Source organism: Pseudomonas sp. R15(2017), from assembly GCF_002112685.1.
In the GTDB taxonomy this organism is placed as follows: Bacteria; Pseudomonadota; Gammaproteobacteria; order Pseudomonadales; family Pseudomonadaceae; genus Aquipseudomonas; species Aquipseudomonas glycinae.
Genome location: NZ_NEII01000007.1, coordinates 219,821 through 232,249 on the forward strand (window position 1 = coordinate 219,821; position 12,429 = coordinate 232,249).

At 62.7% G+C, this 12,429-nt stretch carries 8 protein-coding genes; 6 read left to right on the forward strand and 2 right to left on the reverse strand.

From position 1 onward, the window contains the following. The first annotated feature begins 1 nt into the window (after nt 1). On the forward strand, nt 2-1,396 hold the full coding sequence (locus tag CAF77_RS16300) for an efflux transporter outer membrane subunit (RefSeq protein WP_085655217.1): 1,395 nt from the start codon (nt 2-4) through the stop codon (nt 1,394-1,396). 127 nt (nt 1,397-1,523) lie between these two features. Here the strand turns inward: CAF77_RS16300 and CAF77_RS16305 are convergent, their stop codons facing one another. Next, a complete protein-coding gene (locus tag CAF77_RS16305) occupies nt 1,524-3,143 on the reverse strand; it encodes a PvdJ/PvdD/PvdP-like protein (RefSeq protein ID WP_085655218.1) in 1,620 nt (539 codons plus the stop codon). A 174-nt stretch (nt 3,144-3,317) separates the two neighbouring features. Between CAF77_RS16305 and pvdM the strand changes: the two genes are divergently transcribed. From pvdM to CAF77_RS16330, 5 genes are all read left to right on the forward strand, one after another. Then, entirely contained in the window at nt 3,318-4,688 is a 1,371-nt protein-coding gene (gene pvdM, locus CAF77_RS16310; protein WP_085655219.1) for a pyoverdine-tailoring dipeptidase-like protein PvdM, read from the forward strand. Beyond that, on the forward strand, nt 4,685-5,965 hold the full coding sequence (locus tag CAF77_RS16315; RefSeq protein WP_064378805.1) for an aminotransferase class V-fold PLP-dependent enzyme: 1,281 nt from the start codon (nt 4,685-4,687) through the stop codon (nt 5,963-5,965). Before pvdM ends, CAF77_RS16315 begins: the two co-directional genes overlap by 4 nt. Before the next feature lie 35 nt (nt 5,966-6,000). Next, nucleotides 6,001-6,909, forward strand: a complete 909-nt coding sequence (locus CAF77_RS16320; RefSeq protein ID WP_064378804.1) for a formylglycine-generating enzyme family protein — start codon at nt 6,001-6,003, stop codon at nt 6,907-6,909. Between the two features lie 148 nt (nt 6,910-7,057). Further along, on the forward strand, nt 7,058-8,707 hold the full coding sequence (locus CAF77_RS16325; RefSeq protein ID WP_064378803.1) for a cyclic peptide export ABC transporter: 1,650 nt from the start codon (nt 7,058-7,060) through the stop codon (nt 8,705-8,707). Between the two features lie 117 nt (nt 8,708-8,824). Next, nucleotides 8,825-11,281: a TonB-dependent siderophore receptor gene (locus CAF77_RS16330; RefSeq protein WP_064378802.1), complete on the forward strand. Its 2,457-nt coding sequence runs from the start codon at nt 8,825-8,827 to the stop codon at nt 11,279-11,281. A 122-nt stretch (nt 11,282-11,403) separates the two neighbouring features. Here the strand turns inward: CAF77_RS16330 and CAF77_RS16335 are convergent, their stop codons facing one another. After that, nucleotides 11,404-12,363, reverse strand: a complete 960-nt coding sequence (locus CAF77_RS16335; protein WP_064378801.1) for an alpha/beta hydrolase — start codon at nt 12,361-12,363, stop codon at nt 11,404-11,406. Nucleotides 12,364-12,429: the final 66 nt, after the last annotated feature.

Consider the following 12,429-nt stretch of genomic DNA (forward strand, 5'->3'; position numbering starts at 1 on the left):
TATGAAACCGCGCCTCAGCCTGTTGACCGTGTGCCTGTTGCTCAGCGCCTGCGGCAGTCCCGTCCAGCGACCCGATAGCGGCCTGCAACCGCCCGCCACCTGGCAGTCGCCCCACGACACCAGCGTCGCCCGCACCGATCCGCAATGGTGGAAACAGTTCGGCAGCCCCGAGCTCGACCGCCTGATCGAACAGGCACGCCTCGGCAGCTTCGACCTCGCCGCCGCCGTCGCCCGAGTGCGCCAGGCCCAGGCCGGCACGGTGATTGCCGGCGGCTCGCAGTTGCCGGAGGTGAAAGCCGGGGCCAACGCCAATCGCCAGAAACTGCTGCGCGGCAATGGCTACTCCCAGCTCGACGCGGACAGCAGCAACAAGGCTGTGGATTATTTCGATGCCAACCTGAGCGCGTCCTACGAAATCGATTTCTGGGGCGGCAAACGCGCCTCCCGCGACAGCGCGCAGCTTGCCCTGCAAGCCAGCGAGTTCGACCGGGCGACCGTGGAGCTGACCTTGCTCAGCGGGGTGGCCAACACCTACGCACAAGCCTTGTCGCTGCGTGAGCAAAGTCGCATCGCCGAATTGAACCTGGCCAACGCGCAAAACGTGCTGAAACTGGTGCAGACCCGCTACGACTCAGGCTCGGCAACAGCGTTGGAGCTGGCCCAGCAAAAAAGTCTGGTGGCGGCGCAACAACGGCAACTGCCGCTGGTGCAACAACAGGCTCGGGATGCCCTGATCAGCCTCGCCGCCCTGCTCGGCCGGCCGGTGCAGGAGCTGCAAACCGGCGTGGAACCGTTTGATCAACTGCACTGGCCAACCATCGATGCCGGCGTGCCCAGCGATCTGCTCAGCCGTCGCCCGGACATTGCCCGCGCCGAGGCGCAACTGGCGGCGGCCGAGGCCGACGTCAAAGTCGCCCGCGCCGCCATGCTGCCGACCGTGACCCTTACCGCCCAACTGGGCTCCGGGGCCAACCAGTTCGATGACATTATTCGCAGCCCTTTCTACAACCTCACCGCCGGACTGGTCGCACCGATCTTCAACAATGGTCGCCTGAGCGCCGAACGCGACAAGGCCAAGGCTCGCCAGGAAGAGCTGCTGGAAACCTATCGCGGGGCGATCATCAACGGTTTCGCCGACGTCGAAAAAGCCTTGAACGGGATTCGCGGGCTCGACGAACAGCGGCAATGGCAAAGTGAAGAATTGAATCAGGCGCAGACCGCGTTCGATATCGCCCAGCGCCGCTATCAGGCCGGCGCCGAGGATTTGCTGACGGTGCTGGAAACCCAGCGCACGCTGTACGCGGCGCAGGATCTGAATGTACAGCTGCGCCTGTCGCGATTGCAGGCGAGTATCGGGTTGTACAAGGCACTGGGCGGTGGGTGGCAGGCGCTGTAATCGCAGCGAACTCAAGACCGCTTTTGCGAGCAGGCGCACTCTCACAGTGACCGCATTCCATCTGAATGGACGCGATCATTGCGGGAGCAAGCCTGGCAAGTTCAGCGAATCAACGATAACGCGGCCCTCAGACCGCGAGGTTCTTGGCCTTCAGGTTACGCGCGTACCACGGCCGCTTAGGCACACGCCGGAACAGCCCTTCGAGTTTCTTCTCGTCCTCGCCAAAGGTAATGCGCAGCGCGAGTTTCATGGTTTCCGGGTCCATCTCCACCGACTTGCCCACCTGCAAGCCCGGCACCGTACTGCAACCATGAGTCGTGGGACCCAGCCACGGATCCGCTACTTCGACCCAGCGACCCGGAGCAAACCATTGCACGCCATTGACTTCCAGGCGGGTGACCTGCCCCGGGTGAAAACGCTCGTGAGCACGGAACCAGTCCTCCACACGGTCATCGATCCAGCCATGGAACGCCCAGAACACCGGGTTCACATGGGAGGAAAACGGATCGCCGAGAAAGTCGTTCTCAGGGGCGAACCAGCGTGCGGCAAAATCGTCCAGATCACGGGCCAGGGGCACCGGCTGACCATTGGACGGATCGCGCGGCACCGACGCCCAGCGCATGTGCAGCCAGTCGTGCAGACCCAGCTCCACTTCCGAGCCGAACTGACCGAGGGTCAGCTTCGACAGATATTGCGGATCGCGGTATTGCGACTCCCAGACCTCGAAGTTGCTCTGGTAGGTCTCGGCGGTCTTGATATCGCTGACCCATTGCGCGTACTCGTCATCACCTTCGGCCAGCCAGGTCGGCGGCAGCGAGGTGCCGTCGTGGTTATCGAAGTAACGGGCGAACCCGACACGGTCGCGAATCAGTTCCGGCTGCGGCAACGGGAAGAACTGCCAGGACGGCAGATCCTGCATCGAACGCGCCGTGCCGAGCATGTGTCGGTGCATGAAGAAGAAGTCGATGCCCGACCCGTTGCGATCCTTGCGCGGACCACGGGCATCACGTTCCAGGTTGCGTGGGCCGGGCTGCCAGCCGAGGCCGCGCAAGGCATTGCGCTTGTCTTCCGACAAGGTGTGCCACTTGTCCCGCGTCGCATGCCAGACCTGGTGAAACAGCCGGTGCTCGGGCGACACCAGCCACGCCAGCAACGTCGGGTTCAACGGCGTACGCTGCCGCGCTTCCGGGAACAGGCACTTGACCGCAACGAAATGGTGATCCTGATCCGGCAGGGCCAGCGAGCGGTCGAGACGCTGCACCGTGCCGCTGAGGGTGCCGCTGCCGGCATTGCCGAAATCGGCCCAGACCTCATCCAGAATCATGTTCAGTTCGTAGTCCACACTGCCGCCGGCACCCAACAGTCGCCAACTCAGTTTTGATGCCTCGGCCCCGGCCAGATCGCCGAGAATCCGGTAACGGGGGGTGTCGGCAGAGCGCAGACGCTCCGGCGTGTCGAGAAAGCCACACACGCCCCGGCCTTTCTGGCCGATGTCGATGAACACTTCCAGGCCCTGGGTCGGCAAGCCGTCCAGGCCTGCGTCACGCCCCGTGAAACGGATCTTCCAGACCCCGCGCAGCGCATTCGCCAGGCGCTGCCCGGCCACGTCAGCCACATCGAATGACGCCTCACCCGGGGTGATCGTCGGGTCGGGCTTCGTCCACTCGCGGTGCCCGAAATAAGCTGCAGGTACGGCAGCGCCGGTCAGTGCCAGGCCTGCCATGAACCATCGTCGAGAAATCCTCATTGCCCTACCTGTGTTCAGCCCTGAAGCAGGCTTTATCCAAGCTAGAACGTTTGCTGACCGAACAAATTTAAGCGCCGTCAGAACGGACTAATTTTTTCCCGCGCCCGCTCGTTCTTCCCAGATAGCAAAGGCCTCTGCGCCTGTTCCTCGACAGCGAACCTGACTGAGATGGCAATGACAAAACCACGTTCGAAAAAGGCTCTATTCATCGGCCTGCCACTGGCCCTGGCGCTCAGCGTCGGCGCCGGTATCGCGGTCTGGGACATCGGGTTCAAGGACAACCCCGGCTACCCGGTCAAAGTCATGCAGCAGGCCGAAGAACTGCACGAGCACATGCTTTCGTTCGACAGCCACATCACCATCACCCAGAACTTCGGCACCACCGGGAACGAAGTCGACAAGGATGGCAGCGACCAGTTCGACCTGGTCAAGGCCAATCGCGGGCGGCTGTCCGGTGCGGCCCTGACGATCTTCGGCTGGCCGGAAATCTGGAACGGCCCGAACGCTCCGCACAAGCCCACCGCAGGCTTCGTCGAAGAGGCGCGCAACCAGCAGGAAATCCGCTACAAGATCATTTCCGGGATGGTCCGCGACTTCCCCAACCAGGTCGGCATCGCCTACACCGCCAACGACTTCCGGCGCCTGCACGGCGAAGGCAAGTTCGCGATCTTCATCAGCATGCTCAACGCCTACCCGCTGGGCCACGACCTGAGCCAGCTGGAACTGTGGAAGGCGCGCGGGATGCGCATGTTCGGCTTCAGCTACATCGGCAACAACGACTGGGCTGACTCGTCGCGCCCGCTGCCGTTCTTCAATGATTCGCCGGACGCCCTCGACGGCCTCTCGGACCTGGGCAAGCAAGCGGTCAAGCGCCTGAACGACCTGGGCGTGATCATCGACGTGTCGCAGATGTCGACCAAGGCCCTGGAGCAGGTCGCGCAGTTGAGCCGTACGCCGCTGGTGGCGTCGCACTCGGCACCGCGGGCCATGGTCGATATACCGCGCAACCTCAGCGACAAGGAAATGCAGCTGATCAAGAACAGCGGCGGCGTGGTGCAGATAGTCGGCTTCTCGCAATACCTGCGACCGCTGACCCAAGGCACTCAGGACAAGCTGAATGAACTGCGCCAGCGCTTCGACCTGCCGCCGCTGCCGAACCTGGCCGTGGCCCTGATGCCGGGCGATCCGATCATCTCCGCCTGGTCCGAACAGAAGTTCGGCGAGTATGCAGGCCAGCTCTACGCGATCCTCGAAGAAGAGCCGAAAGCCAGCCTCAAGGACCTGGGCGACGCCATCGATTACACGGTCAGGAAGATCGGCATCGACCACGTCGGCATCAGCTCGGACTTCAACGAAGGTGGCGGCGTCAAAGGCTGGGAAAATGTCGGCGAGATCCGCAACGTGACCGCAGAACTGCTGTCGCGCGGCTACTCGGAAGCGGACATCGCCAAGCTCTGGGGCGGCAACTTCCTGCGGGTCTGGGATCAGGTCGAGAAATCCGCCAGACCAGCGCTCGCGTCGAACCGGGAAGTCGCCAAGCCATGAGCAACCGTCGTGACTTTCTGAAGCAGGCCGGACTTCTCGCCGCGGCCTTGCCGCTGGGCGCGAGCCTGCCGAACATCGCCAGCGCTTCGACCGCCGCCGCGCTGCCAGGCAACAAGTGGGCGCAGTTGCAACAGTTGTTCGATCAGGATCCGGCCTGGCTGCACTTCTCCAACTTCCTCGTCACCACCCACCCGCGCCCGGTGCGTGAGGCGATCGAGATGCACCGCGCCGCCCTCGACAAGAATCCGGGGCTGGCGATGGACTGGGACCACGGTGTCACCGAAAAACGTGAAGAAGACGTGCGCGTCTGGGCTGGTAAATATGTGCAGGCCGATGCCCGGCAGATTGCACTCACCGGCAGCACCACCGAAGGCCTGGCGATGATTTACGGCGGCGTCCAGGTACGCGCCGATCAGGAAATCCTCACCACCGAACACGAACACTACGCGACCCACACCATTCTCGAATTGCGCACCCAGCGCGACGGCACCAAGGTGCGCAAGATCCGCCTGTTCAAGGATCCGTACCGGATCAGCAAGGAAGAGCTGCTGGCGAATATCGACCGCAGCATCCGCCCGGAAACCCGCGTGCTGGGCATGTGCTGGGTGCATTCGGGCAGCGGCGTGAAACTGCCGCTCGGCGACATCGGTGCGCTGGTCGACAAACACAACCGCGGGCGCAGCGAGGCCGACCGCATCGTGTATGTCGTCGACGGCGTGCACGGTTTCGGCGTGGAAGACGTGAGCTTCCCGGCCATGAACTGCGACTTCTTCATCGCCGGCACCCACAAGTGGATGTTCGGCCCGCGCGGCACCGGGATCGTGGTCAGCCGCACACCGCAAGTGAAATACGTCACGCCGATCATCCCGACCTTTTCCGAGGCCGAACACTTCTCCACCACCATGACGCCGGGCGGTTACCACTCGTTCGAGCATCGCTGGGCGTTGACCGAGGCCTTCAAGCTGCACCTGCAACTGGGCAAGGCCGACGTGCAGGCGCGCATTCATGAACTGAACAGCTACCTGAAAAAACGTCTGCTGCAACGCCCGCAGATCGAACTGGTCACGCCGTTGAGCCCGGAGTTTTCCGCAGGCTTCACCTTCTTCCGGGTCAGGGGCAAGAACAGCGACAAGATCGCCGCGCACCTGATGGCCAACAAGGTGGTGGCCGACGCCGTGGAGCGCGATGTTGGCCCGGTGATCCGCACCGCACCCGGCCTGCTCAACGGCGAAGCCCAGATCGACCGCCTGCTGGCGGTGCTCGACCGGGCGCTGTGAGCGCCAACGATTTCCTTCCTTTGACGAGACTCGAAATGAACAACGAACTGCCTCGTTCTGCCCTGAAAACCCTGCCGGCGCTGATGTTCGCCGCCCTCGCCGCCAGTCTGCTGCCAAACGCCGCGCAAGCCGCCACGCCGCCGGCACCGGGCAAGGTGTTCAAGGATTGCAAGGACTGCCCGGAAATGGTCGTGCTGCCCACCGGCACCTTCACCATGGGCACGCCTGAAGACGAAGTCGGCCGCGAGCCCGACGAAGGCCCGATGCATCCGGTGACGTTCGCCAAACCGCTGGCGATCAGCCGCTTCCAGGTACTCAAGGGCGAATGGTTCGCCTACCTCAAGGACACCGGCTACCAAATGCCCGACGGCGATGATCGCCCGGGGCGCGCGTGCAAGGCCGGGATCCCGGATTACGCCGGCAGCGACCCGCGCAAGCAGTACACCGACAGGTATCCGGCGGTGTGCATGGACTTCGCCGAGGCCAACGCCTACGTGGCCTGGCTGTCGAAAAAGACCGGCAAGCAGTACCGCCTGGTCAGTGAGTCCCTGCGCGAATACGCCGCCCGTGGCGGCACCACCGGGCCGTTCCCCTTCCCGTTCGATGAAGGCAAGGAATACAGCATCGCCAAACATGCCAACACCTACGGCGCTGCCGACGGCTACAACTTCACCGCGCCGGCCGGCAGCTTCCCGCCCAACGCCTTCGGTGTGTACGACATGCACGGCAACGTCTACGAATGGACCGCCGATTGCTACAACGAAAACTACGAAGGCGCGCCGAGCGACGGCAGTGCGTGGGAGACCGGCAAGTGCCAGTTCAAGCGCATTCGCGGCAACGACTGGGGCGAAGCGCCGGTGTTCTCGCGCTCCGGCAACCGCAATGCGCTGGTGCCGACCGAGCGCGGCGACTGGATCGGTTTCCGGGTCGCGCGGGATCTGTAACGCTCCCGCCGCCACGCTAAATTAACCCTCCCGCCAGTCGTTCTACAGATGGTGCGATCCATTGCGACGCGCCACTGCCCTCTACGTCACCCAGGCGATGTCCGCAGCCGATCCCGGACCTCGCCGCTCTTTCACGCAGGGAACCTCCATGAGCAAACCAACACGCGGGGTGATCAATGAATTGTTCGCCCTGCTCAAACCCTTTCGGCTGATCGTGGCCGGTTCGATCCTGCTCGGCATGGTCGGCGGCCTGAGCGTCACGGCGCTGCTGGCGACGATCAACAACGCGCTGCACTCCGAAGCCGGCCTGACCAGCAACGTGGTCGCGGCGTTCGCCGGCCTGTGTCTGCTGGCCCTGCTCAGTTCGATCTTCTCCGACATCGGCACCAACTTCGTCGGCCAGCACATCATCGCCAGGCTGCGCAAAGAACTGGGCGAAAAAGTGCTGTCGGCGCCCATCGAGCAGATCGAACGCTATCGCAGCCATCGGCTGATCCCGGTGCTGACCCACGACGTCGACACCATCAGCGATTTCGCCTTCGCTTTCGCGCCGCTGGCCATTTCCATGACCGTCACCCTCGGCTGCATGGGCTACCTGGCGATGCTGTCGTGGCCGATGTTCCTGATGATGGTGGTGGCGATTCTGATCGGTACCGTCATTCAGTACATCGCCCGTGGGCGCGGCATGCAGGGCTTCCTCAAGGCCCGGGATTACGAAGACGAGCTGCAAAAGCACTACAACGCCGTCGCCGAAGGTGCCAAGGAGCTGCGCATCCATCGCCCGCGCCGCCATCGCATGTTCACCTCGGGCATCGAAGGCACGGCCGATAAAATCTGTGACACCCAGGTACGTTCGGTGAACATCTTCGTGGTCGCCAAGACCCTCGGCTCGATGCTGTTCTTCGTGGTGATCGGCCTGGCACTGGCCCTGCAATCGCTGTGGCCGAGCGCCGACAAAGCGGTGATGAGCGGTTTCGTGCTGGTGCTGCTGTACATGAAAGGTCCGCTGGAACACATCATCGGCACGCTGCCGATCGTCAGCCGCGCACAGATTGCATTCCGCCGGATTGCCGAATTGTCCGAGCAGTTCTCCTCGCCCGAGCCGCACTTGTTGCTCAGCGACCAAGGCAATAAAAAAACGCCCGTGCACAGCCTGGAGCTGACCGACGTCTCGTACAGTTTCCCGACCGTGGAAGGCGCTGCGCCGTTCCGCCTGGGGCCGGTGAACCTGAAGATCGATCAGGGCGATATCATCTTCATCGTCGGTGAAAACGGTTGCGGCAAGACCACCCTGATCAAACTGCTGCTGGGCCTGTATGCGCCGCAGCAGGGTGAGATCCGCCTCAACGATCAGGTCGTGACCGCCCTCACCCGCGACGACTATCGCCAGTTGTTCACCACGATCTTCGCCGACTATTACCTGTTCGACGACGTGGTGCAGGGCGACACGCATATTCCGCAAGACGCCAACAAATACCTCGAGCGCCTGGAAATCGCGCACAAGGTCAGCGTGCGCGACGGCGCGTTCACCACCACCGATCTGTCGACCGGTCAACGCAAGCGTCTGGCGTTGATCAATGCGTGGCTGGAAGAGCGTCCGGTGCTGGTGTTCGACGAATGGGCCGCCGACCAGGACCCGACGTTCCGACGGATTTTCTACACCGAATTGCTGCCGGACCTGAAGCGTCTGGGCAAGACCATCATCGTCATTTCCCACGACGATCGTTACTTCGACGTCGCCGACCAACTGGTGCGCATGAGCGCCGGCAAAGTGGTCACCGAGCTGCAGCCCGCCTGATTGTGAAAAATTTGTAAAAAAAGTGCGTTGAGCCTTTCCGGTTTTCGGAAGGCTCAACGTCTTACTTACAGTTAATAGAAATAGTTCTCAGTCAACACTTTGAAGAGTAGAAGAACAATGCCCGCACCGCACGGACTCCACCCGCTCGCCAAGGCTCTGCTGATCCGCCGTTCCTTCCGCACCACCCTTCCAGCCGTTTGCGCCCTTGCCCTCACCCTGCCGATCACCGGCCAGGCGCAGGCAGCGGCCGTGGCGATCAATATTCCTGCTCAGTCGCTGGGGAGCGCTCTGCAGGAATTCGGCCGCCAGACCAATCTGCAAGTGCTGTACAGCCCGGACGAAGTGAGCGGCCTGCGGAGCACCGCCGTCAGCGGCAGCCTGGAACCGACCGCAGCGATCGGGCAATTGCTGCAGGGCACCGACATCACCTACAGCGTCCAGGGCAACAACGTTGCGTTGCGCGCCCGCGGCAACAGCGCAAGCCTGGATCTGGCGCCGACCAGCATTACAGCGGCCCAGGAATCGGCGTGGGGCCCGGTTGACGGGATCGTCGCCAAACGCAGCGCCACCGGTTCCAAAACCGATACCGCGCTCAAGGAAATCCCGCAGACCATCAACGTCGTCACCCAGGACGAAATCAAGATGCGCGGTTCGCAATCGGTCACCGAAGCCCTGCGCTACACCGCGGGCATGACCGGCGGCGGTTTCTCCGACCGGGTGAAAATCTTCGACGAACCGACGTCCCGTGGCTTCTCGCCTACCCCGCTCTACCTCGATGGTCTGCACCTGCCTTACGGCGGCGGCAGCACCGGCGGTTCGCTGCAGATCGATCCGTACAGCCTGGAGCGCATCGAAGTGCTCAAGGGCCCGGCATCGGTACTCTACGGCCAGAACCAGCCAGGCGGGATCGTCAACATGGTCGGCAAGCGTCCGACCGCCACACCGTTGCACGAAGTGATCCTGGGTGGCGGCAGCTATGACCGCAAATACGGCGCCTTCGACCTGGGCGGCCCGATCGACGACCAGGGTGAGTTTCTCTATCGCCTGACCGGTGTGGTCAACGACAGCAACTCGCAGATCGACCACGCCGACCAGAACCGCATGATGCTCGCGCCCAGCCTGACGTGGCTGCCGAACGACCGCACCAGCATCACCTTCTACGGCCAATACCAGAAAGACCGCGACACCCCGGAAGCCCAGGGCCTGCCGGCCGACGGCACCGTCCACCGCAGCAGTGCCGGGCGCATCAGCCGCAGCCTGTTCATCGGCGAGCCGGGCGTGAACAAGTACGACCGCGAACAGTTCGTGATCGGCTACGAGATCGCCCACGAACTCAACGACGTCTGGACCCTCAAGCAGAACGCCCGCTACGCCGACCTCAACGACCGTTACGTCGCGCCGCTGCACGGCTACTCGTTCGAAACAAACCCGGTCACCGGTGACGAAATCAGCTACCAGACCCGTTACGGCGTGGACTGGGCTCAGCACAACAAGGTTTTCGGCATCGATAACATTGCCCAGGCACAGTTCAAGACCGGCGAACTGGACCACACCCTGCTGCTGGGCGTGGACTACTACCACTTCAACTCCAAGTTCCTCGGTCGCTATGACCGCACCGGCCCGGCCATCGACCTGTACAACCCGGTCTACGGCAGCGAGTTCAATTTCCGCCAGCCTTACAAGTGGGACAACACCGTCAAGCAGACCGGCCTGTACACCCAGGACCAGATGCGCTGGAACCAGTGGTTCCTGACCATTGGCGGGCGTTATGACTTCGCCGAGACCATCAACAAGGAACCGTTGGGCGGCAACCGTTCGAACCTCAAGGACGAGAAGTTCACCGGTCGTGCAGGCTTTGGCTACGAGTTCGAGAACGGCATGACGCCGTACGTGAGCTATGCCGAATCATTCCTGCCGCAAACCGGTGCCGACATGAACGGTCGCGGGTTCGAACCGACCGAAGGCAAGCAGTACGAAGTCGGCATCAAGTACGAGCCGAAGTCGATCGACGGCTTCATCCAGCTGTCGGCCTATCAGATCGACCAGAACAACATGCTGACCAACGACCTGCAAAACCCGGGTTTCAGCATCCAGAGCGGTTCAGTGCGCTCGCGCGGCGTGGAACTGGAAGGCAAGGTCAACGTCACCCAGAACCTGCGCGTGCTGGCCTCGGTGTCGCGTAACCAGATCAAATGGCGCAGCGTCAACGATGGCCGCGAAGGTCGCACCCTGGCCATGAGCCCGCCGCTGACGGCGTCCGCATGGATCAACTATGACTTCGACATCTCGACGTCGCTGGCCGGTCTGGGCATGGGCCTGGGCACCCGTTACGTGCGCAGCAGCTATGGCTCGGACTACGAGGAAGATTCCTTCCAGATCCCGTCCTACACCGTGTATGACGCCATGGTCTCCTACGACCTGGAAAAATCGCCACTGCACGTCAAAGGCGTGAAGGTGAAGATGAACCTGGAAAACCTCACGGACGAGAAATACGTCGCCAGCTGCAACAGCACCCTGGACTGCTACTACGGCGAAGGCCGGACCATGACCGCCGACGTGACCTACAACTGGTAACACGCTCAGCGTCAAACAGAACGCCGGCATCTGCCGGCGTTTTGCTGTCTGCCCGAAAGCAATTCCCGGGCAAAAGAAAAGGGCCGTAAACAGCGGCCCTTTCAGTCCCTCGAAAACCAGTGTCACTGCGCCGTAAACACCTCCACCAAGCGCTCGGCGATGTGTCGCTGCGCTTCTTCGGCTTCGTCGATGATCGCGCCCATGCGCATGAAGTCATGGGTCATGCCTTCGTACACTTTCAACTCGACCTCGACACCCGCCGCCTGCAAATGCCGGGCGTATGCCACGCCTTCGTCGTGCAGTGGATCGCACTCCGCCAACACCAAAAGCACCGGCGCCACAGCGGCTGAGACGTCACCCAGCAACGGCGAAAAACGCGGATCGAGACGGTCGGCCGCCTCACGCTGATAGTGGTTGTAGAACCAGTTCAGCGATGCCTTCTCCAGCAGATAACCCTCGGCGTAACGCTCGATGGACGGGGTGCTGCGGCTGGCGTCGGTGACCGGGTAGATCAGCACCTGCAAACGCGGCTGCACCGGGGCACCCGCCAATTGCGCGGCCAGCACCGTGGCCAGGCTGCCGCCTACGCTGTCACCGGCAATCGCCAGACGTGCGTTGTCCAGCCCAAGGTCCTGAGCGCTGGCGACCAACCAGTGCCAGGCATCCTGTGCATCGTCAGCGGCGGTCGGGAAGCGACATTGCGGCGCCAGTCGATAGGCCACCGACACCACCACGCAATCGGCCATCGACGCCAGCGCCCGGCACAGCGAATCGTGGGAATCGAGGCTGCCAACCACATAACCGCCGCCATGGAAATACAACAGTGCCGGACGCCCGGCCCCGGCCTTCAAGGGCTGATTGCTGTAGACCCGCGCATCCAGCAGCGAGCCGTCGCGCACCGGCAGTTGCAGCTCATCGACCACCGCCAGGTCTTCACCGCCAGCGTCCATCAGCAACGAAGACTGATCGAACTGCTCGCGCGCCTGTTCCGGGCTCAACTCATGCATGCCCACGCGTTTGCCGCTGGCCCGGCCGTTGCCGACCAGTTGCAGAAATGCGGCGATATCAGGATTCAACGACATTCAAATTCTCCAGACCACTCGGGCGCCTTAAGCGCCCGAGTGGTGTTTGCGGTTACAGGGCAGGAT

What these genes read in the sequence shown, in the direction of transcription:
- CAF77_RS16300 (WP_085655217.1), top strand. Translation starts at nt 2, where the DNA reads ATGAAACCGCGCCTCAGCCTGTTGACCGTGTGCCTGTTGCTCAGCGCC.
- CAF77_RS16305 (WP_085655218.1), bottom strand. Translation starts at nt 3,143, where the DNA reads ATGAGGATTTCTCGACGATGGTTCATGGCAGGCCTGGCACTGACCGGC.
- pvdM (WP_085655219.1), top strand. Translation starts at nt 3,318, where the DNA reads ATGACAAAACCACGTTCGAAAAAGGCTCTATTCATCGGCCTGCCACTG.
- CAF77_RS16315 (WP_064378805.1), top strand. Translation starts at nt 4,685, where the DNA reads ATGAGCAACCGTCGTGACTTTCTGAAGCAGGCCGGACTTCTCGCCGCG.
- CAF77_RS16320 (WP_064378804.1), top strand. Translation starts at nt 6,001, where the DNA reads ATGAACAACGAACTGCCTCGTTCTGCCCTGAAAACCCTGCCGGCGCTG.
- CAF77_RS16325 (WP_064378803.1), top strand. Translation starts at nt 7,058, where the DNA reads ATGAGCAAACCAACACGCGGGGTGATCAATGAATTGTTCGCCCTGCTC.
- CAF77_RS16330 (WP_064378802.1), top strand. Translation starts at nt 8,825, where the DNA reads ATGCCCGCACCGCACGGACTCCACCCGCTCGCCAAGGCTCTGCTGATC.
- CAF77_RS16335 (WP_064378801.1), bottom strand. Translation starts at nt 12,363, where the DNA reads ATGTCGTTGAATCCTGATATCGCCGCATTTCTGCAACTGGTCGGCAAC.